Below are 23,278 nucleotides of genomic sequence, written 5' to 3' on the forward strand. Positions count from 1 at the left end.
ATTGCTGCCCCCGTCTGGCGGGAGTAATCACCCGGCGCGGTTCCTGCGGGCAGTGGCCCTATTCCGCGAGACTTCCGCAGGTGAAGTCGGCTTCGCGGTCAGGCGAATACGTCTGCAGCTCGTTCAGGATCGTGCTCTCGGAGAACTTGCGGAACGTTATCGCCTTGTCGCAGTCGTAGATCGCGTATCCGCCCTCACGCTCACCCAGGATCATCATCCACCGGCTGTCGTAGAGCGGCTTGCCGCTGCTGTCCTGGAGCTTGGCCCACTGGGTCTGGAATCCCACGGCGTCCAGCAGCGCGGTCGTCTCGCCCTTCTCCAGCACCTGGAGCGTGCCCATGAACATCTGGATGATGAGAGCGAACCCGACGCCGACACCGGTGAGCGCTCCGACCAGCACCTTCAGGCCCGCGCGGCCGAGCGGTTTGCGGCGCAGCAGCCGGAAGGGCACGACATAGGCCAGCACACCGACGCCGATGACCATGACCAGGTCCAGGGCTTCGAGTTCCAGTTCCTTCGAGTCGAGATTGCTGGCCAGCGCGGCCAGGTAGTACATGTACCCCAGGTAGGACAGGCCGGCCCACGCGGCGGCGATGACCGCGATGATCCACGGGCGCTGTCTGCTTCGCTGGACCACTCGGCCCAGCCAGCCGCGGGTGATCGCGTTCAGCAGCCAGCCCAGGCTGACGATGAACCCGACGACGAGCCCGCCGGCGACCAGCAGGGGCACGATCGTGCCCAGCAGCCGCCCCAGTAGCACGGCCTGGTCAATGCCCGCCTGCTCAGGAGTGACGCCGAAGAACGAGTAGATCCCTTGGTAGCCGATGTAGAGCAGCGCGTAGAGGGTGACGCCGAGCGGGACGAGTACCGATCCGGCCTTCTCTAGAATGTCAAGAACGCCCGCTTTCTCCTCTTCGGGAGGCTCGTCGTCCTTCTGAGGTTGGGCCGGCACAGGCGGCGCCGGTTCGTAGTTGTCCGCGTTTGGAGAGCTCAGCGGAGGGGCCTGAAATGACATGATCGAGAGCATAGAGGGTCATTTGACAGGGGGTCATGAAAATTTCAATCATCAAGACCGGAGCCGTACGGTCACCGTCATAGAGCCGCCCTGGCCGGACAGCCGGCCGAAGCAGAGCGTGAGCTTCGCTCCGGTCGTCGCGCGAGCCAGGAGCCGGTGCCCCCGGAGCACCTCCGCCACCGGCCGGTCCCAGGTCACGGTCAGCTCGCTCAGGTCCCGCCGTGGGTCCGACACGGTCAGCGTGGCCGTGCCGTCGCCGCGTTCGCGGACGAGCACCGCGCACGGCGCGCCGGCGCTCAGCCCGCCGGCCGCGCCCTCGTCCCAGAAGTTGACCGCGGTGATCCCGAGCGACGGGACGTGCACCCCCTGCCGCCGGGAGGTGTTGACGAGCACCCGCGCCCACCCGGGGTCGGCGGCCCGAGCCCTGGTCTCGGCCTGGTCCGCCCCCGGCAGCAGCAGGTAGACGTAGCCCGCCGAGATGGGGTCGACGCCGTGGTCGAACCAGAGGGTCACGTAGGTGCGGCGGGCCGGCCCGGAGCCGCGCTGCTCGCGCGAGGCGCGCGGACGGTCGCCGTCGGGCAGGACGTAGCCGCCGTGTCCCTCCAGGTGCGCCCAGTGCCCGGCCGCGTCCACGGTGAGGAACGCGTCGGTCCGGCGGTTGTCCACGATGGTCTCGACCGGCACGCCGTCCTCACCGCTGATGCCCGCGCCCAGGCAGACCACGGCGTCGTCGAGGAAGAACCACGACTTGAACGCCTCCACGGTGCTCTCCAGGCCGTTCAGGTGCTGGCCGACCGTCGCGTACGTGCCGTCGCTGGCGCCGCCCACCCAGCGGCCCGGCGGGCAGGTGTCGCCCCAGCTCGCGCCGGCGCCGTCGGGCAGGCGTCTGGTGGAGACCGTCGTGCCCGGCAGGCGGTAGGGGTCGACCGTGGCCCAGAAGCCGTCGGAATACTGGTCGCCGTGGCCCTCGGTCCACCAGTAGAGCATCCCGGAGCCGGTGTGCCAGCCACGCAGGTTCTCGCCGTTGCCGTGCTCGTAGTGGCCGATCCGGTCGGAGGCCATGCTGAGCCCCGCGCACCAGCCCGGCCTGCGGTGCACCGCGCGGGCGCTCATCGCGAGCAGCCGGTGCCCCACGGGCTCGGCGGCCGGAGGGATCCGGCCGTCGTCCATGACCGCAGCCAGCCGGGCGTGGAACCCCAGGTCGGTGGCCTCCGCCGCGCCGAGCATCGGCTGGTGCGTGTTCCGCGCCGCCCACCCCTTGACCATGGCCCGCCAGCGGGACCGCTCGGCGGCGGACGCGGTCTCGGCGAGGAGCAGGATCGCGGCGGCGATCGCGCGTCCCCGCCGGTGGTCGCCGTACGGGTGCCTGCCGATCGCCCGGCCGCTGACGAGGTCCATGCACACGCCGTCGTGGACGACGGGCGCGAACGACCTCTCGACGGAGTCGTACACGACCTGCCGGTTCGGGTCGGTGATCTCCCACGGCGAGCCGCGCAGCACCGCGAACAGCGTCGCCAGCCCGGACAGCAGCACCGCCCCGTAGGTGCCCTGGTAGGGGACGAACGTGTGCTGGACGAACGAGCCGTCCCGGTAGAGGCCGTCGCCCTCCGAGACGTACGGGAAGGTCGGGGAGAGCCCCGCGGCGGCCCGCGCGGCTCTGCCGGGGTCGGCGGTGAGGACGGCGCGCAGCAGCAGCACCGTGCACAGGTCCACCCGGTTGGCCCCGGTGCTGTTGCCGCGGTAGTCGTTCAGTCGGCGTTCGGGGACGAAGTGGTCCACCGCCTCCGCCAGCGCCGCGCCCTGCCGTTCCGCCAGGTGCGGCCCGATGAGCACGGCCGCGTCGAGCAGCCGCTTGGGGACACCGATCTCCCAGTTCCACCAGTTGCCGGCCGCCTTCGCGCCCGCCGCGTAGACCCGCCGCCGGTAGTGGTCGATCCCGGCCGCCACGGCCTGGCCCAGCTCCGCGTCGCCGGTCAGGCCGGTCCCCGGCAGGGCGAAAGCGCGCGCCATGGTCCGCAGTCGGGCGGGGGTGTCGTGGAAAGAGGGGAAGGGCAGGTCGGGCCAGAGCGACCCGCCGCCCGGCGCCATCAGGTCGCGGTAGGCCGCCGCCGTCGAGCCCAGCCGGGCCAGCCGCGTCCGGTACGGCTCCGCCGCCGCGTCGAACCCCGCCCCCGCCGTCACGTCCCGCCACCGTTGACGCAGCCGGTCAAACTCCCGGGAGCGCGTGTCCTGCGCCGAGACCGCCGCTCCGGCCGCGGCGACACCGCCGAGCTGGAGAAATAACCGCCTGGAGTACCCCGTCACGCAACGATTATGGCCAAGTGAGCTTTGTGGCGTGATCTGTGTGCATGTGCCGGTGGAGGGAAGGGGACGCGTGAACTAGCACGGGAGAGATGATGCGCTCCTCCATCAGTCTGGGCCGGATCGGTGGAGTGCCGGTCGGTCTCAACGTCAGTGTGCTTGTCATCGTGGTGATCCTGGTGGTCGGACTGGCCTTCGGCCGGTTCCCGGTCGCCTTTCCAGGGCACTCGGTGGCGGTCTACGTGATCGCCGCGCTCGTGACCGCGGTGCTGTTCCTGGCCTCGCTGCTCGCCCACGAGCTGGCCCACGCCCTGGTCGCCAAGCGGCACGGCATCGAGGTGGCGGGCATCACGCTCTGGCTGCTCGGCGGCGTGGCCCGGCTGCGCGGCCAGGCCCGCACGCCGGGCGCCGACCTCTGGATCGCCGCCGTCGGACCGCTCACCAGCGTGGTCGCCGGGGCGGTGTTCGGGCTGGCGGCCTGGCTGGCCGGCGTGGCCGGCGCGACGTCCCTGATCGTCGGCGTGTTCGCCTACCTGGCCGCGATCAACGTGCTGCTGGCCGTGTTCAACCTGATCCCGGCCGCGCCGCTGGACGGCGGGCGGGTGCTGCGCGCGGTGCTGTGGAAGTGGCACGGCGACCAGTCCAGGGCCTCGATCACCGCCGCCCGCGCGGGCCGGATCTTCGGTTACGTGCTCATCGCCCTGGGCTTCGCCCAGCTCGTCACCGGGCTCGGCTTCCAGGGGCTGTGGCTGGCCCTGATCGGCCTGTTCCTGGTGAACGCGGCCAGCGCCGAGGAGCAGCAGGCCGTGCTCGCCCCCGCCCTGCACGGCCTCCCGGTGAGCCGGGTGATGTCGGCGCACCCTGTCACGGCCCACCCCGACGAGACCGTGGCCACCCTGATCGACCACGTGGTGATGGTCTCGCACCTGTCCACCTATCCGCTGGTGGACGAGCACGGCGTCTTCGCCGGCCTGGTGACGCTCAACCGGCTCCGCCGGGTGCCCGCCGACCGGCGCGCCTCGACCCTGCTGCGGGACATCGCCTGCCCGCCGGGCGACGTGCCCACGGCGCGGCCGGACGACCTGCTGACCGACCTGCTGACGCGGATGGACGGGAGCGCCGACGGGCGGGCGGTCGTCCTCGACGACGCCGGTCACCTGGTCGGGCTGATCACGCCCAGCGACATCAGCCGGGTGATCCAGACCGCCGACCTGCGGCCCCGCCGGCCGGGCGGCGCTGACCTGGCCCCTCCGTACACCGACCACCCTCAGGGCTGGAAGCGGTAGCCCATGCCCGGCTCGGTGATCAGATGAACCGGGCGCGCCGGGTCGCGCTCCAGCTTGCGGCGTAGCTGGGCCAGGTACTGGCGCAGGTAGTGGGTCTCCTTGACGTACTGCGCGCCCCACACCTCGGTGAGGATCTGCCGCTGGCTGATCAGCTTGCCGGGGTGGCGCAGCAGCAGCTCCAGGATGTGCCACTCCGTGGGCGTCAGCCGTACGTCGCCGGAGATCGTCTTGCCGGCCAGGTCCACCACGTGCTCGCCGAGCCGGACCTGGGCGGGCTCCGGCTCCTGGGCGCTGGTCCGGCGGGTCACGGCGCGGATCCGGGCGAGCAGCTCGTCGACCCCGAACGGCTTGGTGACGTAGTCGTCGGCCCCCGCGTCGAGTGCCTCGATCTTGTCGTGGCCGCCGGCCCGGCCGGACAGCACGATGATCGGGACGCTGGTCCAGCCGCGCAGGCCGTGGATGACGTCCACGCCGTCGAGGTCGGGCAGCCCGAGATCGAGGATGATCAGGTCGGGATGCCAGTCGGCGGCCTCGCGCAGGGCGGTGCCGCCGTCCGCGGCGACCGCGACCTCGTAGTGCCGGGCCGCCAGGTTGATCCGGAGGGCCCGCAGGATCTGGGGTTCGTCGTCGACGACCAGCACACGGGTCACGGTAGGTTCCCTTCCGCTGTGACGACCGGCACGCGGGTCATGGGAGTCCCGCTTCCGTCGCGACGGGCAGCGTCAGGATCATGGTGAGGCCACCGCCCGGCGTCTCGTCCGGCACGAGGGTGCCGCCCATGGCCTCGGCCAGCCCTCGGGACAGCGCGAGACCGAGGCCGACCCCCGAATGGTTGTCGCGGTCGCCGAGGCGCTGGAAGGGCAGGAAGACGCGGTCGTGCGCCTCGGGCGGGATGCCGGGGCCGCGGTCGATGACGCGGATCTCGACCTGGCCGGCGTACTGGCTGGCGGTGATCAGCACGTGTTCGCCGGGCGGGCTGAAGCGGGCCGCGTTGGCCATCAGGTTGACCAGCACCCGTTCCAGCAGCGCCGGATCGGCGAGGACCTCGGGCAGTCCGGCTGGAATGTCGCCCTCGACCTCGTCGCGGACCGGACCGAGGTCGTCGATCGCCCGGGGCAGGACCTCCTCGACGAGCACGGGCTGGAGGTCGGCTCCCAGCACCCCGGCCTGCAGGCGGCTCATGTCGAGCAGGTTGACGACGAGCCGCTCCAGCCTTTCCAGCGACTCCTCGGCGGTGGCCAGCAGCTCCACGCGATCCCGCTCCGACCAGTCGACGTCGGTGTTGCCCAGGCTCTCGACCGCCGCCTTGGCGGCGGCCAGCGGGGTGCGCAGGTCGTGGCTGACGGCCGCGAGCAGAGCTGTGCGCATCCGGTCCACCACGGCCAGCGGCTTGGCCCGGTTGAGCTCCTCCTGGAGGCGTTCCTGGCGCAGCGCCACGGCGGTCTCGGCGGCGAACGCCTCCAGCGCCCGCCGGTCGGCGGCCTCGGTCAGCCGGCCGCGCGCCGCGAGGACCAGGTCGTCGTCGATCACCACGTCGGTGTCGGCGGTGTCCGGGCAGGTGGCCGGAGCGCCGCCCGACGTGGCCACGATCCGCCACGCCCCGGGCTCGGAGCGGTCCTCCGGGCTCGGCCGGCCGAGCCGCTCCAGCAGCGTCACCGAGCCCAGCCCGAACGTCTCCCGCATCCGGGCGAGCAGCGACGGCACCGCGGCCTGGCCGCGCAGGACATGCCCGGCCAGGGTGGACAGCAGCTCCGCCTCCGCGCCGGCGCGGGCGGCCTCGCGGGTGCGCCGGGCCGCGAGGTCCACGATCACGCTCACCGCGGCGGCGACCAGCACGAACACGGTCAGTGCCAGGAAGTTCTGCGGATCGTAGACGGTGAACTGGCCGGACGGCGGCGTGAAGAACCAGTTGAGCAGCAGCGAGCCGCCGACGGCCGCGGTCAGCGCCGGCCACATGCCGCCCACCAGTGCCACCCCGACGACCATGAGCAGGAACAGCAGGATCTCGCTGGGCAGCGCCAGCATCCCGGCGAACGGCAGCATCACCGCGGTCAGCGCGGGCATCCCGGCGACCGCCATGATCCACCCGGCCAGCCGCCGCCTGCGGGTGAGCGCCGCCCGGGAACGCGGCCGGCGGGTGCCGGCCCTGCTCACCTCGGCATGCGTGATCATGTGGACGTCGATCGAGCCGGACAGCGCCGTGGTCGTGACGCCCACCCCGCGCGAGAAGATCTGCGCCAGCCGGCCCCGTCTCGACGCGCCGAGCACGAGCTGGGTCGCGTTCACCCCTCGGGCGAAGTCGAGCAGGGCGCGCGGGATGTCGTGGCCGACGACCTGGTGGTAGGTGCCGCCCATGCTCTCGACCAGGGTGCGCTGGCGGGCCAGGTGGGCCGGGTCGCCTCCGGCCAGCCCGTCGGCGCTGGTGACGTGCACGGCGATCAGGTCGGCGCCCTTGTTCCTGGCGGCGATGCGGGCGGCCCGCCGTACCAGCGTGTCGCCCTCGGGGCCGCCGGTCAGGGCGACCACGACGCGCTCGCGGGTCTCCCAGGTGCCGGCGATGCCGTGCTCGGCGCGGTAGCGGTCGAGCTGGTCGTCGACCTTGCCGGCCACCCAGAGCAGGGCCAGCTCGCGCAGCGCGGTGAGGTTGCCGACACGGAAGTAGTTGGCGAGCGCGGCGTCCAGCTTCTCGGGAGCGTAGACGTTGCCGTGGGACATCCGGCGGCGCAGCGCCTCGGGCGACATGTCGACCAGCTCCACCTGGTCGGCCCGCCGCACCACCTCGTCGGGGACCGTCTCGCGCTGCGGGACGCCGGTGATCTCCTGCACCACGTCGTTGACCGACTCCAGGTGCTGGATGTTGACCGTGGAGATCACGTCGATCCCGGCGTCCAGCACCTCGTCGATGTCCTGCCAGCGCTTGACGTTGCGCGAGCCGGGCACGTTGGTGTGGGCCAGCTCGTCGATCAGCGCGATCATGGGCGCCCGCCGGATGACCGCCTCGACGTCGAGCTCGGTGAAGACGGCGCCCCGGTGGCTCATGCTCCTGCGGGGGACGATCTCCAGGCCCTCCAGCAGCTCGGCGGTGCGGGGCCGGCCGTGGGTCTCGACGAGCCCCACGACCACGTCCCTGCCGCGCTCGCGCGCCCGGCGGGCCTCGCTGAGCATGGCGTAGGTCTTGCCCACCCCGGGAGCGGCCCCGAGGTAGACCCGCAGACGCCCCCTGGTCACGTGCGGCTCCTGGTCATGACCGGTCGAGCGCCAGGTTGAGCCGGAGCACGTTCACGGCGGGCCGGCCCATGAAGCCGAGCGCCGGGCCGGTGGTGTTGGCCTCGATGAGCCGCCTGACCTCGTCGAGGGACCGGCCGCGCGCCGCGGCCACCCTGGCCGCCTGCAGCTCGGCGTAGGCGGCCGAGATGTGCGGGTCGAGCCCGGATCCGCTCGCCGTCACCGCGTCGGGAGGCACCACGGGTGTCCTCGTGTCGCCCCTGACGGAGACGGTCCTGCCTGCCGCATAGTCCTCACCCGGCTTGCCGCATTCCACCTTGAGGCCATCGTAGGTGGTGACGAAGGGAGCCTCCGGACAGGCCTGGTTGACGCTGACCGCCCGGTCGGGGAAGACCTTCAGCACCGCGCCCACCCCGCTGGGCGTGCAGTACGGCCGGGCGCCGCTGACGCCCTCCAGCTCGCCGATCGCCTTGGAGCGGGCGCAGACCTGGGTGAGCAGCGACTGCCTGCCCTCTTCGACGCCTGGCACCGGCAGGACGTCCAGAACGTCCTCGGGTCCCAGGTTGCTCGCGCTGGTCGCGAGGGGGTCGTAGCCGTCTCCGGCGGCCGACGGACGCGACTGGAAGTACTTCCGGACCGGGTTGCCGTCGGCGTCGGTGAAGGACTGGCCGATGAGCGCGCTGCCCACGTCCTTGCCTCGGGCCTGGACGATCGAGCCGTTGGCGTTGTCGTTGAACAGCGCCTGGGCGACGCCGGTGGTGACCAGCGGGTAGATCAGGCCGAGCAGCACGGTGAGGACGGCGACCGCCCGGATCGCGGCGAGATGCAGACGCAGCCAGCTGGGTAGACGTTCCATTTATGACATCCCCGGAAGGAATCGAACGAACAGATCGATGATCTTGATGCCGATGAACGGCGCGACGATGCCGCCCAGGCCGTAGACGTACAGGTTGCGGCTGAGCAGTTTGGAGGCGCTGGACGGGCGGTAGCGCACGCCGCGCAGCGCCAGCGGGATGAGCGCGATGATCACGAGGGCGTTGAAGACGACCGCCGACAGGATCGCCGACTGGGGGCTGGCCAGGCGCATGACGTTGAGCGCGTCCAGGCCGGGATAGACCGCCGCGAAGATCGCCGGGATGATCGCGAAGTATTTGGCGACGTCGTTGGCGATGGAGAAGGTGGTCAGCGCGCCGCGGGTGATGAGCAGTTGCTTGCCGATCTCGACGATCTCGATCAGCTTGGTCGGGTTGGAGTCGAGGTCGACCATGTTGCCGGCCTCCTTGGCGGCCGAGGTGCCGGTGTTCATCGCCACCCCGACGTCGGCCTGCGCGAGCGCCGGCGCGTCGTTGGTGCCGTCGCCGGTCATCGCGACCAGCCGGCCGCCCTCCTGCTCCTTCCTGATCAGCGCCAGCTTGTCCTCCGGCGTGGCCTCGGCCAGGAAGTCGTCCACCCCGGCCTCGCCGGCGATGGCCCTGGCGGTCAGCGGGTTGTCACCGGTGATCATCACGGTCCGGATGCCCATGCGGCGCATCTCGTCGAACCGTTCGCGCATGCCCTGCTTGACCACGTCCTTGAGATGGATCACGCCCAGCACCCGCGCCTTGCCGTCGGCGACCTCGCCGACCACGAGCGGGGTGCCACCGGACGCCGAGATGCCGTCCACGAGGTGGCCGACCTCGTCGGTGGGGTGGCCGCCGTTGTCGCGTATCCACTTCATCACGGCGGTCGCGGCGCCCTTGCGCACCTGACGTCCGTCCACGTCCACCCCCGACATGCGGGTCTGCGCGGTGAACGGCACCCACGCGGCCTGAGCCAGCTCGCCGGCCTGCCGCTCACGCAGACCGTACGCCTGCTTGGCGTAGACCACGATCGAGCGGCCCTCGGGCGTCGCGTCCGCGAGGCTGGCCAGCTGCGCGGCCTCGGCCAGGTCGGCCGGGGCGACACCGGAGGCGGCCTGGAACTCCGACGCCTGCCGGTTGCCCAGGGTGATGGTGCCGGTCTTGTCCAGCAGCAGCGTGGACACGTCGCCCGCCGCCTCGACCGCGCGCCCGCTCATCGCCAGCACGTTGCGCTGGACCAGGCGGTCCATCCCGGCGATGCCGATGGCCGACAGCAGCGCCCCGATCGTGGTCGGGATCAGGCAGACCAGCAGCGAGACCAGCACGATGCCGGTGACTCCGTCGGCGCCGAGCGCCACGGAGTCCGCGATGCCGGGATTGACGGACTTGGCATAGATCGCCAGCGGCTGCATGGTGACGGTGGCGACCAGGAAAATGATCGTCAGGGCGGCCAGCAGGATGTCCAGCGCGATCTCGTTCGGCGTCTTCTGCCGGTTCGCGCCCTCCACCAGGGCGATCATGCGGTCGATGAAGCTCTCGCCGGGCTTCTGGGTGATCGCGACGATGATCCGGTCGGACAGCACCTTGGTGCCGCCGGTCACGGCCGACCGGTCGCCGCCCGACTCGCGGATCACCGGGGCGGATTCGCCGGTGATCGCCGACTCGTCCACCGACGCGATCCCGTCGATGACGTCGCCATCGCCCGGGATGATCTCCCCGGCCTCGACGATCACGCGGTCGCCCGGCCTCAGCTCACCCGCGCCGACGACGTCCCACGTGAAACTTTCCCCCGCGGAACCCTCACCCACGGAGCGGTCCTTCGCGGAGCCGTCGCCCGTGGAGCCGTCGCCCGTGGAGCCGTCCCTCGCGGAGCCGTCGCCCGCGGTGGCGCCGGGGCGGAGCCGGCGTGCCATGGTGTCGCGCTTGGCCGCCCGCAGCGTGGCGGCCTGCGCCTTGCCCCGCCCCTCGGCCACGGCCTCGGCCAGGTTGGCGAAGAGCACGGTCAGCCACAGCCAGACCACGATGGCCCAGGCGAACACCGACGGATCGAGGATCGCGAGCGCGGTGCTGAACACCGCGCCGATCTCCACGATCAACATGACCGGCTTACGCCACAGCGTGGCCGGGTTCAGCTTCTTCACGGCGTCCGGCAGCGACCTCATCACCTGCTTGGGGTCGAGCAGGCCACCGCCGATCCGGCCGTTCCTCTTCGGCCCCCGGGCCGGTCCCGGCGCCGGGAGCACTGGGGATGACATGTCAGACGAGCCCTTCTGCGAGGGGACCGAGGGCCAGAGCGGGCAGGAACGTCAGGGCCACGAGGACGACCGTGACGCCGACGACCATGCCGACGAACTGCGGCCGGTGGGTGGGCAGCGTTCCGGCGGACGCCGGGACGGGCGCCTGCCGGGCCAGCGAACCGGCCAGGGCGAGCACCAGGATGATCGGCAGGAACCGGCCGAAGGCCATGCACAGTCCGAGGGCCACGTCGTACCAGGGAGTGTTGACCGTGAGGCCGCCGAAGGCGGAGCCGTTGTTGTTGGAGGCGCTGGTGAAGGCGTAGAGCACCTCGGAGAACCCGTGCGGCCCCGAGTTGAGCATGCTCGCGCGCAGCTCGGCCGACCCCATGGCCAGCGCCGTGCCGGTCAGCACCAGCGCCGGGGTGACCAGGAAGTACAGCGAGGCCAGCTTGATCTCCCGGGCGCCGATCTTCTTGCCCAGGTATTCGGGGGTACGGCCGACCATCAGGCCGGCCACGAAGACGGTGATGACGGCGAGGATCAGCATGCCGTACAGGCCGGCGCCCACGCCGCCCGGCGCGACCTCGCCGAGCATCATGTTGGTCAGGGTCATCATGCCGCCGAGCGGCGTGAAGGAGTCGTGCGAGGAGTCGACCGCGCCGGTGCTCGTGAGCGTGGTCGCCGCCGCGAAGGTGGCGGAGTTGGAGACGCCGAACCTGACCTCCTTGCCCTCCATCGCCGCCCCCACGGCCTGCGGCACGGTCGCGTTGCCCGCCAGCTCGAAGACGTTCGTCAGCACCACGCTGGCCAGCGCGATGGTCGCCATCACGGCGAGGATCGCGTGCCCCTGCCGGACCTGGCCGACCATCCGGCCGAAGGTGCGCGGCAGCGCGAACGGGATCAGCAGGATGAGGAAGATCTCGAACCAGTTGGTCCAGCTCGTGGCGTTCTCGAACGGGTGGGCCGAGTTGACGTTGTAGAAGCCGCCGCCGTTGGTGCCCAGTTCCTTGATGGCCTCCTGGCTGGCCACCGGCCCTCCGGTGATCGCCTGGGTGCCGCCGGTCAGCGTGGTGACGGTCTGGGGCTCGGCGAGGTTCTGGATCACGCCGCCGGCCACCAGCACCAGCGCTCCCGCGAAGGCGATCGGCAGCAGGACGCGTACGCAGCCGCGGACCAGGTCCACCCAGAAGTTGCCGAGCAGGTCGGTCCTGTTCCGGGCGAACCCGCGGACGAGCGCGATCGCCACGGCCATGCCGACCGAGGCCGACACGAAGTTCTGCACCGCCAGCCCGGCCATCTGCGTCAACTGGCCCATCGTGGACTCGCCGGCGTACGCCTGCCAGTTGGTGTTGGTGACGAAGCTGATCGCGGTGTTCCACGCGACGTGGTCGGTCACCGGGCCGAGACCCAGGCTGAGGAAGAGCTTGTCCTGCAGGCGCTGCAGGGCGTACAGGACGAGGACGGAGACCACCGAGAACGCCAGGAGACTGCGCGCGTAGACGCCCCACGTCTGTTCGACCTCGGGCCGGACGCCGAGCAGGCGGTAGACGCCGCGTTCGACCCGGTTGTGCCGGGTGCCGGTGTAGACCCGGTACATGTAGTCGCCCAGCGGCCGGTGCACCAGGGCCAGTACGACGATCAGCGAAACGATGAAGATGATCCCGGCGACGGTCGTGCTCACTGGAACCGCTCCGGGAAGAGCAGGGCGGCCACCATGAAGACCACCAGGACGACGGCCACGGCCAGACCGGCGGCGTTGATCGCGCTCACAGGCGCTCCACCGCCTTCACGACCAGCCCGAGGATCGCGAAGACCGCGATCGTCAGGGCGACGAAGATGACGTCGGTCATCCCCACTCCTCGGTTCGGGACAGAGTTGCCTGTCGACCACCAGGACAGGTGGCGACATGGCTAGCAAAGCCCCGGAATCGGGCGGTTTTTCACTTCTTGACGGGTTCCATACGCGCAGCGACAGGAAGTTGACGCGATCTCTACGGAGCGACCCCTCCATGGTGGCGGCGAGGGCACCTCTTGGGGCAAAGTGAAACAGCGTTTCCCTAGGAGGTCGTGACGTGCGTTATGTGATCATCGGCTGCGGCAACGTGGGCATGGAGCTCGCCCGCCGCTGGACCGGGGCGGGCCATCAGGTGACCGGCACCACCACCACACCCGGACGGATCGAGGAGCTGCGGGAGGTCTGCTCCGACGTGGCGGTCCTGCGGGGCAGCGACCGGCCGGCCGTGGAGCGGGTGACCCACGGGGCCGACGCCGTCGTACTGACCGTCAGCCCGCGCCTCGCCCGCTCCTTCGACGCCGGCCAGCGCGTCGCCGAATACGCGGACACGCTGACCGCGAGCGCGCGGACCGCCGCCGAGGCGCACCCTCGGGTGATCTTCACCAGCTCGGTCTCCGTGTACGGCGCCGGCACGGGAGCCGTGGTGGACGAGGAGACGCCGACGACCACCGATCCCGACGCCTCGCCGCGCAACTTCGTCGCCGCCGAGCAGGCCGTGCTCGCCACGGCCGGCGGCGCGGTCGTCCGCATCCCCGACGTCTACGGCCACCCCCGCGACCTCGACTACCCCACCCGGGTCAAGCTCGCCCACGAGATGCTCGGCGGCAGCGTCCCCTTCTCCGCCGACGCGCTGCTCTACCGGATCGACTACCGCGACGCGGCGGCGGCGCTCGACTTCGTGGTGAGCGAGGGCCTGACCGGCATCTACAACGCCGTCCCCGACGCGGTCACGCCTCGGACGAACCAAGAGCTGTTCGGCGAGATCTGCGCCGCCGAGGGGTGGCCGGCGCTGACCTTCCGCGGCGAGATCAGGACGCCGACCGTTCCGCTGAGCTCCGCCAAGCTCCGGGCCGCCGGGTTCTCCTTCGCCCACTGACCGCCCCGGGTCGGCTTCGCCGTACGGCCGGGCAGGGAAGCTTCGCCGTACGGCCGGGCAGGGAAAAGGAGCGGATCGGACCCGGCTGGGCAGGAGACGAGGAACGGATCGGAGAGGATTGGGCGCAGCTCCGAGAAGTCCACCCGAATCGAGGCACCCATGGCATCGGTCCTGATACTCAACGGCCCCAACCTCAACCTGCTCGGCACCCGCAGGCCCGAGGTCTACGGCTCGACCACGCTGGCCGAGGTCGAGGAGCTGTGCCGGCAGGAGGCCGGGAAGCTCGGGCTCGACGTCGACTTCCGTCAGTCCAACCACGAGGGCCAGCTGATCGACTGGATCCAGGAGGCGGGCGCCGAGGTGAAGGCCGGCCGGTCCATCGGCGCGGTGTTCAACGCCGGGGCCTACACCCACACCTCGGTCGCCCTGCACGACGCCGTCGAGAGCGTCGAGCTGCCCGTGATCGAGGTGCACATCTCCAACGTGCACCGGCGCGAGCCGTTCCGGCACCACTCCTACCTGTCGCCGGTCGCCCGCGGCATCGTCGTCGGCTTCGGCGTGTACGGCTACGTCCTGGCCATCAACGGCCTGTTCCAGGCCACCCGCTGACCGTGAGCAGACCGGCCGGCCTGACCGTGAGCAGACCGGCCGTCAGAACCGGCGCGACCGGCGCAGGTCCGGGGGACGGCCGTCGGGATCGACCGCGAGCCGGTACAACGGCATGGCCAGCGCCCGCCTCAGCCGCCCCAGCTCCGGCTGAGGGTGCGGGCGCAGCCGCCCGGGCGGGCGCGCCCCCCGGCGACCACCGCGATGCCAGGACTCCAGGCGCCGCGCCGACTCGGCGAACGCCTCGAAGGCGACCTTCGGATCGCACAGCTCGTCCACGTCGTCCGGGTCGCGGTCGAGGTGCTCGGCGGCCAGCGCGAGCCGCAGCCGCCTGGCGAACACGCGGGCACCGCCGGGCGGGCGCGGGTCCCGCTCCTCGTCCACGACCGCGCAGCTCAGCTCCGAGTCGTACGTCCACGACCGCAGGTTGACGTTGTCGGACCCGACGCTCGCCCACACGTCGTCGACCACGCACGCCTTCGCGTGCACGTACACCGGCGTACCCGCGTGGTTCTCCAGGTCGTAGACCGCGACCCGGTCGCCGCCCGCCTGCCGGAGCCGGGCGAGCGCCTCGCTCCTGCCGATCAGGCTGGCGGGACCGGCCAGCCAGCCGTCCTGGTCGGGGTAGCGCGGCACCACGATGACCATGCGAAGCTCCGGCTCGCGCTCCAGCGCCTCGGCGAACGGCTCGATCACCTCGGTCGACCACAGGTACTGGTCCTCCAGGTAGACGAGCGTGCTCGCCCGGCGCAGCACCTTCTGGTAGGCGCGCGCCACGCTCCGCTCCCCCCTCGGGGCGAACGGGTAGGCGCCGCGCCGGTGGGGATAGGTGCGCAGCAGTTGCACGGCATGGGTCCCGGCCGGGTCCGGCGGCGGTCCGGGCGGGGGCAGCGGCGGCACGTCGTCCATCCGCTGGAAGTGGTCGCGTAATCGCCGGAGCGGCTGGCGGGTCGCGGGGGCCGGGTCCTCCCAGCGTTCGCGGAAAACCTTCTCCACCTCGGCCACGGCCGGCCCGTGGATCGCCACCTGGAGATCGTGCCAGGGCGGGCGCTCGCCGTACACGTCGGGCATGGGCGCGGCCTGCGGGTCACCGCCGTGCCGGGCGTCGTCGCGGCGGCTGTGGCACAGGTCGATGCCGCCGACGAAGGCCACGTCCCGCGCCGAACTCGACGAGTGGCGCAGCACGACGAACTTCTGGTGGTGCGAGCCGCCGGGCCGTACCCGCGTGTCGAGCACGGCCTGCCCGCCGGCCTCCTCGATGTCCGCGCCGAGGCGCCGGTTCTCGGCGGCGCTGAACCGCAGCAGGTCGAGGTGCGATCGCCAGATCAGCCCCCTGACCAGCGCTCCCTTGCCCGCCGCGCGGGCCATCGCGCTCGCCACCCGCGGGCCGCCGTCGCTCAGCCGCTCGTCGGGATCGCCGCGCCAGTCGGCGAACAGCAGCAGGTCGTCGCGGCCGAGCCCGTCGAGCCGCTCCTGAAGTTCGGTGAAGTACGTGGCGCCGTGGGCGAGCGGGCGCACCAGGTTTCCCGTCGACCAGGCGGCCAGCCGGGTGGACGGATTGTCGCGTTCCTCCTCAGTGAGGAACCAGTCCGTGAGCCCCATCCGACCCGGGCTACCCGGTCGCCCTGGGTTCATGCGTCAGCAGCGACCAGACGGCCTCCGGGGTCAGCGGCGTTCTGGTGACCCGGTCGGCGATCTCCGGGAGGGCGGCGGCCAACGCGTTGCCGATGGCGGCGGGCGGCCCGATCGTCCCGGCCTCACCGGCGCCCTTCATGCCGCCGGGCGTGATCGGCGAGGGTGTCTCCAGCATCACGACGTGGATGTCGGGGATCTCGCGCGTCGTCGGCAGGAGGTACTCGCTGACGGGCTGCCCGTCGTCGGTGTAGACGATCTCCTCGGTCAGCGCCATGCCGATGCCCTGCGCGATGCCGCCGCGCAGCTGGCCCTCGACGATGGCCGGGTTCACCTGCACGCCCGAGTCGCCGACGGCCCAGTAGCCCTCAACCTCCACGGCCCCCGTCTCGGGATCGACCGCGACGGCCGCGGCGTGCGCCCCGTAGGCGAAGGTGTAGGCCACGGGGTCGTAGCTGACCCGTTCCTCCAGCCCCGGCGACATGCCCTCGGGCAGGTCCCAGCCGCGCCACGCCGACGTCGCGATCTCCCGGAACGTCAGGGCCGCCTGCGGGTCCCCCTTCACCTGTACGGCGGAGCCCGCGAACTCCAGGTCCTCCGGGGCCGCCTCCAGCCGGTGGGCCGCGATGGCCACGATCTTGTCCCGGAGCCGCGCCGCGGCCTGCGTGAGCGCGCCCCCGCCCACCGCGAGCGAACGGCTGGCGATGGACCCGATCGAGGAGTACGGCGTGACGGCGGTGTCGCCGAGCACCACCCGCACCCGCTCGAACGGCACCCCGACCCGGTCAGCGGCGATCTGGGCCAGCGCCGTCTCGATGCCCTGCCCCATGGCCGCCACGCCCGACGAGACCACGACCGACGCGTCCGGCTCCATCCGCAGCACCGCGGTCTCGTAACCGCCCGCCAGCATGCCGGTCGCCTTCATGGCCATCGACGGGCCCAGACCGGTGGCCTCCACGTGGCAGGAGAACCCGATCCCACGGCGGCGCCCGTCGCCTCCCGCCGGCGGCTCGACCAGGTCGCGGAGCGTCCGCAGGGCGCGCGGATAGTCGCCGGAGTCGTACGGCTGATGGGTCCTGGTGGTGCAGGGCAGTTCGTCCGGCCCGAGAAGGTTGCGCAGCCGCAGCTCCACGGGGTCAACGCCGAGCCGCCGGGCCGCCTCGTCGACCAGCCGCTCGCGGGTCCAGGTGGCCTCGGGCTGGCCGAAGCCCCGGTAGGAGCCGGTCGGCGTGGTCGTGGTGACGACGCCGCGCAGCCGTACCGCGACCCGGTCGAAGCGGTAGGGGCCGGGCAGCATGATGGCCGTCACCGCGAACGGCGAGATGCCGACGTTGGACGGGTGACCGCCGAGGTCGCCGACCACGTCGGCGTGCAGGGCGACGAACCGCCCGTCGGCGTCGAGCGCCAGCCGGGCCCGGTGCACGGCGGGCCGCGCCGGCAGCGTGGCGACCAGCCGGTCGCCGGGCGACTCGGTCCAGCTCACCGGGCGGATCAGCCGCATCGCGGCCAGGCAGACGAGCGCCTCGTCCGGGTAGAGGTGCTCCTTCCCGCCGAACCCGCCGCCGGCCTCGCGGCTGACCACGCGCACCCGGTCCTGCGTCAGCCCGAGCGCTTCCGCGACGTGCTCGCGCACGTGGTGCGGAGCCTGCGTGGACGTGCGGACGGTGAGCTCATCGCCGTCGAAGGACGCGACGATCCCGCGCGGCTCGATGGGGTGGGGCGTGGCCCGGCCGAAGCCGAACGTCAGCTCCACGACGTGCTCCGCGCCCGCGATGGCCTCGTCGCAGTCGGGGTCGCCGAGCACGGAGTCGGTGACCAGGTTCGTGCCCCATTCGGGATAGAGCAGCGGAGCCCCGGGATCCAGCGCCCGCTCGATCCCGATGACCGCGGGCAGCTCGTCGAACTCCAGGTCGACCAGCCCGGCCGCGTCAGCCGCGGCCTCCGGCGTCTCGGCGACCACCAGCACGAGCGGCTGGCCCGCGTAGCGGACCGCTTCGTCCAGCACCGGATAGGACGTGTGACGCTGGCCGGCCGCGAGGGTGACGCAGGGCAGGCGGACGGCGTCCGCCTCGGCCGGGGTGATGACGTCGAGCAGGCCCTCGACCGTCCAGGCCGCCTTGGCGTCGCAGCCGACCAGCCGCCCGTGGGCGATGGGGCTGCGGACCACGACGGCGTGGGCCATGCCCGGCAGCCGTACGTTGCCGACGTATCCGGCCCGGCCGGTGAGCAGCCGGGCGTCCTCCCTGCGCGGTTTCCTGGTGCCTATCTGTGTCCCGTCACCCATGGACCGATTGTGAACTCGCTCACACGGGCGGTCCAGACGCCGAGGGCTACCGGGCGCGCCGCCAGTCGGACACGACGCGCTCGACGTCGAAGGGCATCAGGTTGAGCGGCGGGCCGGACAGTCCTGTCCTGATCGCCTCGCGGATCCTCGCGTTGATCTCCTCCACGATCCGCCTGGCCTCGGCCTCGGTCCGGGCGCCCAACGCGTCGGCCAGGGCCTGCTCGGCCTCCTTGCGCAGGGCGAGCGTCGGCGGCAACGGCATGGAGAGGTGCTCGCTCTCCAGCTTCTGCTTGATCCACCACAGCTCGTCGGTGGCCTCGTTGCGGCTACCCAGAGCCCGCGGGTCTCCCTACGGGTGAACGGGCCGGACTAACGGGAGATCTCGCCGTCCCCATGTGGCTCGCGCACCGCCTGAGTAGACTCGGCGAGGTTCAACCGGCCGACATCTGCACGGAGAGGCTCTCGCCACGGGCGGCGCGCTCGGCCCCGTCCTGTTTGGGAGTCACGTGAGCCGCGGGCTTGTCGATGCGCCGCCTTCCCCGTCACCGAGCACGTCGCGCCGCGCCGGCGTGCGCTGGCTGCACTGGTCGATCGCGATCGCGCTGGCGTTGGTGCTGCTGGTCGTGGGCACCACGGCCGTCATCTACGTCAAACTGACCGGCAACGTCAAGCACATCGAGGTCACCCAGGACGACCTGGGCGCGACCCGCCCGCCCAAGGTGGCGGGCACCGCGATGAACGTGCTGATCGTCGGCTCCGACCAGCGTGACGGCAAGAACGCCAGGTACGGCCGGACCCCGGGCGAGCGCACCGACACGATCATGCTCGCGCACGTCTCGTCCCGGCGTGACACCGCGATCGTGGTCAGCTTCCCCCGCGACTCGCTGGTGCAGCTCCCCTTCTGCCGCGCGAAGGGCGCCCTGCCCGGCCAGCGGCCGCACCTCGGCATGATCAACGAGTCGTTCAACTCCGGCGGCATCACCTGCACCTGGAAGACGATCGAGGCGCTGACCGGCATCCACATCGACCACTTCGTCAAGGTCGACTTCACCGGCTTCAAGAGCATGGTCGACGCCGTCGGCGGCGTCGAGGTCTGCCTGCCGGAGCGGGTCGACGACACCAAGGCGCTTCTCCACCTGCCCGCCGGGCGGCAGACGCTCGACGGCGAGCAGGCGCTCGGCTACGTCCGAGCCCGCTACAGCCTCGGCGACGGCTCCGACATCGGCCGCATCCAGCGCCAGCAGATGTTCATCGCGTCGATGGTCCAGAAGGTGATGAGCGGCGAGACGCTGACCAACCCCGCCAGACTCCTCGGCTTCCTCGACGCCGGCACCAAGGCCGTCACCACCGACCCCGGCCTCACGCCCGGCGTGATGAAGGACCTGGCCGGCAGCCTCCAGGGCCTCACCGCCGGGCAGATCCGCTTCATCACCACGCCGTGGCACTACTCACTGAGCCAGCCAGGCCGCGTCGAGTGGGTCCAGCCGCAGGCGACGCGGCTCTTCCGGCTCGTCGCCAGGGACAGTGGGCCGGAGCGCGTCAAGGGGGGCCAGACGAAGGTCTCCCGGTCGAAGGTCCAGATCGAGCTGCGCAACGGCACCTATCGGGGCGGTCTCGGCTCGCAGGTGGCCGCCGCGCTGGAGCAGCGGGGCTATCACATCACCAAGGTCACCGACGCGGCGCGAAAGCCGCAGGCGAAGACCTTGATTCTCTACTCGCCGAACGGCGAGACGAGAGTGCCCACGCTGGCCAAGGATCTGATCACCGCCACGCCCAGGCCGGTGCCCGGCGCGCGGACCAGCCGCCTGGTGCTGGTCGTCGGCGACGACTGGAAGGGGCTCAAGGCCCTGCGCACGGGTGACACCGACGCGCTCGACGGGTTCGACGCCACCCACGACACCTGCGCCGCGTGACGGTCGCGGAAGCGATGGGTGTGGAGGGCCGGCCGGCCTCGCCGCCGTGAGGTGCGGAGCCGTCCGCGGCCCTCGGGACCCGAGCGGGCTCCGGAGGCCGGACGGCCCGACACGTCACCTGCGCGCGCCGACCAGGCTGGCCCGCGTCATTGCGCGCGCTCGGACTCCTGCTCGGACCCCGCGTTCGCGTGCATCTCGTCTCGCCCGGTGTCCGCGCCTAGTTCCTCGCGGAGCCGATCGTAGTCGATGTTGTGATTGGTGTACTTCAGCTGGCGAGCGACCTTCGTCTGCTTCGCCTTGGCTCTTCCTCGACCCATGGCTACTCCCTAGTCCCCGCGCTCATCCTAGCCAACAACCTTACGACTTGAAGAATTATGCAACTGAACTGGATTAGTGTGGGCAGTATGCACGTGGAGGTCTATCAGGCCAAGGCTGATTTCTTCCGAACTCTCGGCCACCCCGCTCGCATCCGAGTGTTGGAGCTACTCCAGGAAGGCCCGCTTCCCGTCCGGGATCTTCTGACTCAGATCGACATCGAGGCTTCGAGCCTCTCCCAGCAGCTGGCGGTCCTGCGCAGAGCCGGGATCGTGAGCGCCATCCGCGAAGGCAGCACCGTCGTCTACACCCTGGCCACCCCCGAGCTGGCCGACCTGCTCGGCGCGGCCCGGCGCATCCTCACCGACATGCTGGCCGATCAGGGCGAGCTGCTGGCGGAGCTGCGCGCCGAGGTCCCCTGACCGACTCCGGCCGGCGGCGCGGACGGAGCTCCTTCAACATTCCTATAGAGACAGGTCGAAGCTAGAACCTCCTGTCGAGATATGTCAGCATAGGAATATGAGTCTTCGACACGCCGCACTCGGGCTTTTGTCCGAGGGACCCGCGAGCGGATACGACCTGATGAAGCTGTTCGAGGTCTCGCTCTCCAACACGTGGCCCGCCACGCAGAGCCAGCTCTACGCCGAGCTGGGCAAGCTGGCCGACGCCGGCCTCGTGGACGTGGTGGCGGAGGGGCCGCGCGGCCGCAAGGAATACGCGATCACCCCCGAGGGGCTGACCGAACTGCGCCGCTGGATCACCGACGTCGAGCCAGCCAGGGCGACGCGCAGCGACATGCTGCTGCGGGTCTTCTTCCTCGCCCAGATCTCACCCGAGCGGGCCCGCGGCTACCTCCACCGCCAGGCCGAGCTGTCCGGCAAGGAGGCAGAGCGCCTGGAGGGCCTCCGCGGGTTCGTCGAGAGCGGCACCGACAACCTGTCCGTCTACGGCCGCATCGCCCTCGAGTACGGCCTGCGCATCAGCAGGGCGCAGCAGGAGTGGGCCGCATGGGCCGAAGAGCAGATTCGGTAGGCTCTCGCCCATGGTCTCCGAACTGTTCGATCCCAAAGCGTGGCAGGCTGTCGAGGGATTCGACTTCACCGACATCACCTACCACCGCGCGGTCGACCAGGGCACCGTCCGCATCGCGTTCGACCGTCCCGAGGTGCGCAACGCCTTCCGGCCGCGGACGGTCGACGAGCTCTACCGGGCGCTCGACCACGCCCGGCAGACCACCGACGTCGGGTGCGTGCTGCTCACCGGCAACGGCCCCTCGCCCAAGGACGGCGGCTGGGCCTTCTGCTCCGGCGGCGACCAGCGCATCAGGGGCAAGGACGGTTATCAGTACTCCGACGGCACGGTCTCGACCGGGCGGCTGCACATCCTCGAGGTGCAGCGGCTGATCCGGTTCATGCCCAAGATCGTGATCTGCGTGGTGCCCGGCTGGGCCGCGGGCGGCGGGCACAGCCTGCACGTGGTGGCCGACCTGACGCTGGCCAGCGAGGAGCACGCCCGCTTCAAGCAGACCGACGCCGACGTGGCCAGCTTCGACGGCGGCTTCGGCTCCGCCTACCTGGCGCGGCAGGTGGGCCAGAAGTTCGCCAGGGAGATCTTCTTCCTGGGCGACACCTACTCGGCCGCCGACGCCCACCGGATGGGCATGGTCAACGCCGTCGTGCCGCACGCCGACCTGGAGACCACGGCCCTGGAGTGGGGCCGCAAGATCAACGGCAAGTCGCCCACGTCGCAGCGCATGCTGAAGTTCTCCTTCAACCTGATCGACGACGGTCTGGTGGGGCAGCAGGTGCTCGCCGGCGAGGCGACCCGGCTCGCCTACATGACCGACGAGGCCGCCGAGGGGCGCGACTCGTTCCTGGAGAAGCGCGAGCCCGACTGGTCACCGTACCCCTGGCACTACTGACCGGCTCCGCCGGATAGAGATCCCGACGGAATGAGGTGCGTCAGCGTGTTGGGCATGAGCTGGACCGCCGTCGTACACTCGATGGCATGAGCGCCGGACATGCGCATGAGGAGCTTCACCACCTGGTGGATCAGCTGTCGTCCGATCAGGCGCGCCGCCTTCTGAGATTGGTCAAGACAGACCCGGAACTCGCCGACGTCTCACACCAACACGACGAACCGGTCCGCCGTCGTCTGTCCATCGCCGGCATCGGCGCCTCCGGTGAGGGCGATCTCTCAGAACGGGTCGAAGATCTGCTGGCTGAGCGGTTCAATCGGTCAGTGTGACCGCCGTTCTGCTGGATACCGGCCCCTTGATCGCGGTAGTCGATCGGGATGACAAGCATCATGCTTCCTGTGTCCGACTTCTGGAAACCCTGGATGGGCCATTGCTCCTGCCAGCCACGATCCTGATCGAGGCTGGCTGGACCATCAACCGGCACATGGGGCCATCAGTCCATGCTCAGTTCCTCGACCTTGTGACCGACGAGTTCGAACTCGTCGACTTGGTCCCGCAGGATGTCCGGCGAATGGCCGAACTCGTTCGCGGTTACAAGGATGCCCGCCTCGACCCTGCTGATGTCTCCGTGGTCGCGATAGCCGAGCGACTGTCGATCACGCACATCGTCACCATCGACCGTAGAGACTTCTCAGTCAGCTTCTCAGCCCTGAAGGGACTGAGCTTGCAGCTCCTGGCCGTCGGTGGTTTCGACGGTTTGGTCCGCGTCAGGCAGCGTGACTCACTGCCCAGCCCGTCTCACCGCGTGCGGCGATGT

21 protein-coding genes are annotated in these 23,278 nt (G+C 71.1%); 9 read left to right on the forward strand and 12 right to left on the reverse strand.

All coding sequences use genetic code 11. The features are described from left to right. Positions 1-58: 58 nt before the first annotated feature. Both AC5L3X_RS03065 and AC5L3X_RS03070 read right to left on the reverse strand, forming a co-directional pair. Positions 59-1,015 (reverse strand): hypothetical protein, encoded by a 957-nt coding sequence (locus AC5L3X_RS03065; RefSeq protein WP_494854919.1) that lies wholly within the window; start codon positions 1,013-1,015, stop codon positions 59-61. Positions 1,016-1,066: 51 nt separating this feature from the next. Next, complete coding sequence (locus AC5L3X_RS03070) at positions 1,067-3,319, reverse strand: polysaccharide lyase 8 family protein (protein ID WP_494854920.1); 2,253 nt, start codon at positions 3,317-3,319, stop codon at positions 1,067-1,069. A gap of 89 nt (positions 3,320-3,408) precedes the next feature. Here AC5L3X_RS03070 and AC5L3X_RS03075 point away from each other — a divergent pair, with 89 nt between their 5' ends. Next, complete coding sequence (locus AC5L3X_RS03075; protein WP_494854922.1) at positions 3,409-4,602, forward strand: site-2 protease family protein; 1,194 nt, start codon at positions 3,409-3,411, stop codon at positions 4,600-4,602. Here AC5L3X_RS03075 and AC5L3X_RS03080 read toward each other — a convergent pair. Genes AC5L3X_RS03080 through AC5L3X_RS03105 form a run of 6 tightly spaced genes read right to left on the reverse strand, consistent with a single transcriptional unit; the run spans position 4,584 to position 12,673 of the window. Further along, positions 4,584-5,252 carry a response regulator gene (locus tag AC5L3X_RS03080; RefSeq protein WP_494854923.1) on the reverse strand — a complete coding sequence of 223 codons (669 nt, stop codon included), beginning with the start codon at positions 5,250-5,252 and terminating at the stop codon, positions 4,584-4,586. The two genes, AC5L3X_RS03075 and AC5L3X_RS03080, sit on opposite strands and share 19 nt — an antisense overlap. Before the next feature lie 37 nt (positions 5,253-5,289). Continuing rightward, on the reverse strand, positions 5,290-7,830 hold the full coding sequence (locus AC5L3X_RS03085) for a DUF4118 domain-containing protein (protein ID WP_494854924.1): 2,541 nt from the start codon (positions 7,828-7,830) through the stop codon (positions 5,290-5,292). Between the two features lie 13 nt (positions 7,831-7,843). Then, entirely contained in the window at positions 7,844-8,683 is an 840-nt protein-coding gene (locus AC5L3X_RS03090) for a potassium-transporting ATPase subunit C (protein ID WP_494854925.1), read from the reverse strand. Beyond that, positions 8,684-10,921: a potassium-transporting ATPase subunit KdpB gene (kdpB, locus tag AC5L3X_RS03095; RefSeq protein ID WP_494854926.1), complete on the reverse strand. Its 2,238-nt coding sequence runs from the start codon at positions 10,919-10,921 to the stop codon at positions 8,684-8,686. Position 10,922: 1 nt separating this feature from the next. Beyond that, positions 10,923-12,584, reverse strand: a complete 1,662-nt coding sequence (kdpA, locus tag AC5L3X_RS03100; RefSeq protein WP_494854927.1) for a potassium-transporting ATPase subunit KdpA — start codon at positions 12,582-12,584, stop codon at positions 10,923-10,925. After that, on the reverse strand, positions 12,581-12,673 hold the full coding sequence (locus AC5L3X_RS03105; protein WP_189122302.1) for a potassium-transporting ATPase subunit F: 93 nt from the start codon (positions 12,671-12,673) through the stop codon (positions 12,581-12,583). The genes kdpA and AC5L3X_RS03105 overlap by 4 nt, the downstream gene beginning before the upstream one ends. Before the next feature lie 301 nt (positions 12,674-12,974). Here AC5L3X_RS03105 and AC5L3X_RS03110 point away from each other — a divergent pair, with 301 nt between their 5' ends. Next, the gene (locus AC5L3X_RS03110) at positions 12,975-13,793 is read left to right on the forward strand and encodes an NAD(P)-binding domain-containing protein (RefSeq protein ID WP_494854928.1); all 819 of its coding nucleotides are present in this window, start codon (positions 12,975-12,977) and stop codon (positions 13,791-13,793) included. 159 nt (positions 13,794-13,952) lie between these two features. Next, positions 13,953-14,402, forward strand: coding sequence for a type II 3-dehydroquinate dehydratase (gene aroQ, locus AC5L3X_RS03115; protein ID WP_494854930.1), 450 nt, complete (start codon positions 13,953-13,955; stop codon positions 14,400-14,402). Positions 14,403-14,444: 42 nt separating this feature from the next. On the opposite strand, the gene AC5L3X_RS03120 is transcribed toward aroQ, so the two are convergent. The 3 genes from AC5L3X_RS03120 to AC5L3X_RS03130 are packed head-to-tail and all read right to left on the reverse strand — an operon-like array spanning position 14,445 to position 18,577. Further along, complete coding sequence (locus AC5L3X_RS03120; protein WP_494854931.1) at positions 14,445-16,001, reverse strand: phospholipase D family protein; 1,557 nt, start codon at positions 15,999-16,001, stop codon at positions 14,445-14,447. A 10-nt stretch (positions 16,002-16,011) separates the two neighbouring features. Beyond that, positions 16,012-18,315: a xanthine dehydrogenase family protein molybdopterin-binding subunit gene (locus AC5L3X_RS03125; protein ID WP_494854932.1), complete on the reverse strand. Its 2,304-nt coding sequence runs from the start codon at positions 18,313-18,315 to the stop codon at positions 16,012-16,014. 46 nt (positions 18,316-18,361) lie between these two features. Continuing rightward, positions 18,362-18,577: a hypothetical protein gene (locus AC5L3X_RS03130; RefSeq protein ID WP_494854933.1), complete on the reverse strand. Its 216-nt coding sequence runs from the start codon at positions 18,575-18,577 to the stop codon at positions 18,362-18,364. A gap of 244 nt (positions 18,578-18,821) precedes the next feature. Here AC5L3X_RS03130 and AC5L3X_RS03135 point away from each other — a divergent pair, with 244 nt between their 5' ends. Further along, positions 18,822-20,228 carry an LCP family protein gene (locus AC5L3X_RS03135; protein WP_494854934.1) on the forward strand — a complete coding sequence of 469 codons (1,407 nt, stop codon included), beginning with the start codon at positions 18,822-18,824 and terminating at the stop codon, positions 20,226-20,228. Positions 20,229-20,374: 146 nt separating this feature from the next. Here the strand turns inward: AC5L3X_RS03135 and AC5L3X_RS03140 are convergent, their stop codons facing one another. Next, entirely contained in the window at positions 20,375-20,545 is a 171-nt protein-coding gene (locus AC5L3X_RS03140; RefSeq protein WP_189122309.1) for a DUF3073 domain-containing protein, read from the reverse strand. Between the two features lie 87 nt (positions 20,546-20,632). Here AC5L3X_RS03140 and AC5L3X_RS03145 point away from each other — a divergent pair, with 87 nt between their 5' ends. The 5 genes from AC5L3X_RS03145 to AC5L3X_RS03165 all read left to right on the forward strand — a co-directional run. Then, positions 20,633-20,965, forward strand: coding sequence for an ArsR/SmtB family transcription factor (locus AC5L3X_RS03145; RefSeq protein ID WP_189122310.1), 333 nt, complete (start codon positions 20,633-20,635; stop codon positions 20,963-20,965). Positions 20,966-21,062: 97 nt separating this feature from the next. After that, positions 21,063-21,575, forward strand: coding sequence for a PadR family transcriptional regulator (locus AC5L3X_RS03150; RefSeq protein ID WP_494854936.1), 513 nt, complete (start codon positions 21,063-21,065; stop codon positions 21,573-21,575). 10 nt (positions 21,576-21,585) lie between these two features. After that, on the forward strand, positions 21,586-22,464 hold the full coding sequence (locus AC5L3X_RS03155) for a 1,4-dihydroxy-2-naphthoyl-CoA synthase (RefSeq protein ID WP_494854937.1): 879 nt from the start codon (positions 21,586-21,588) through the stop codon (positions 22,462-22,464). An 86-nt stretch (positions 22,465-22,550) separates the two neighbouring features. Then, positions 22,551-22,790: a hypothetical protein gene (locus AC5L3X_RS03160; protein ID WP_494854939.1), complete on the forward strand. Its 240-nt coding sequence runs from the start codon at positions 22,551-22,553 to the stop codon at positions 22,788-22,790. Next, a partial coding sequence (locus tag AC5L3X_RS03165) for a type II toxin-antitoxin system VapC family toxin (protein ID WP_494854941.1) occupies positions 22,787-23,278 on the forward strand: 492 nt, incomplete at its 3' end. The genes AC5L3X_RS03160 and AC5L3X_RS03165, both read left to right, overlap by 4 nt.

It is taken from the genome of Nonomuraea sp. CX421, assembly GCF_059358955.1.

What these genes read in the sequence shown, in the direction of transcription:
- AC5L3X_RS03150 (WP_494854936.1), top strand. Translation starts at nt 21,063, where the DNA reads ATGAGTCTTCGACACGCCGCACTCGGGCTTTTGTCCGAGGGACCCGCG.
- AC5L3X_RS03075 (WP_494854922.1), top strand. Translation starts at nt 3,409, where the DNA reads ATGATGCGCTCCTCCATCAGTCTGGGCCGGATCGGTGGAGTGCCGGTC.
- AC5L3X_RS03155 (WP_494854937.1), top strand. Translation starts at nt 21,586, where the DNA reads ATGGTCTCCGAACTGTTCGATCCCAAAGCGTGGCAGGCTGTCGAGGGA.
- AC5L3X_RS03140 (WP_189122309.1), bottom strand. Translation starts at nt 20,545, where the DNA reads ATGGGTCGAGGAAGAGCCAAGGCGAAGCAGACGAAGGTCGCTCGCCAG.
- AC5L3X_RS03065 (WP_494854919.1), bottom strand. Translation starts at nt 1,015, where the DNA reads ATGTCATTTCAGGCCCCTCCGCTGAGCTCTCCAAACGCGGACAACTAC.
- AC5L3X_RS03145 (WP_189122310.1), top strand. Translation starts at nt 20,633, where the DNA reads ATGCACGTGGAGGTCTATCAGGCCAAGGCTGATTTCTTCCGAACTCTC.
- aroQ (WP_494854930.1), top strand. Translation starts at nt 13,953, where the DNA reads ATGGCATCGGTCCTGATACTCAACGGCCCCAACCTCAACCTGCTCGGC.
- AC5L3X_RS03090 (WP_494854925.1), bottom strand. Translation starts at nt 8,683, where the DNA reads ATGGAACGTCTACCCAGCTGGCTGCGTCTGCATCTCGCCGCGATCCGG.
- AC5L3X_RS03160 (WP_494854939.1), top strand. Translation starts at nt 22,551, where the DNA reads ATGAGCGCCGGACATGCGCATGAGGAGCTTCACCACCTGGTGGATCAG.
- AC5L3X_RS03130 (WP_494854933.1), bottom strand. Translation starts at nt 18,577, where the DNA reads ATGCCGTTGCCGCCGACGCTCGCCCTGCGCAAGGAGGCCGAGCAGGCC.
- kdpB (WP_494854926.1), bottom strand. Translation starts at nt 10,921, where the DNA reads ATGTCATCCCCAGTGCTCCCGGCGCCGGGACCGGCCCGGGGGCCGAAG.
- AC5L3X_RS03120 (WP_494854931.1), bottom strand. Translation starts at nt 16,001, where the DNA reads ATGGGGCTCACGGACTGGTTCCTCACTGAGGAGGAACGCGACAATCCG.
- AC5L3X_RS03125 (WP_494854932.1), bottom strand. Translation starts at nt 18,315, where the DNA reads ATGGGTGACGGGACACAGATAGGCACCAGGAAACCGCGCAGGGAGGAC.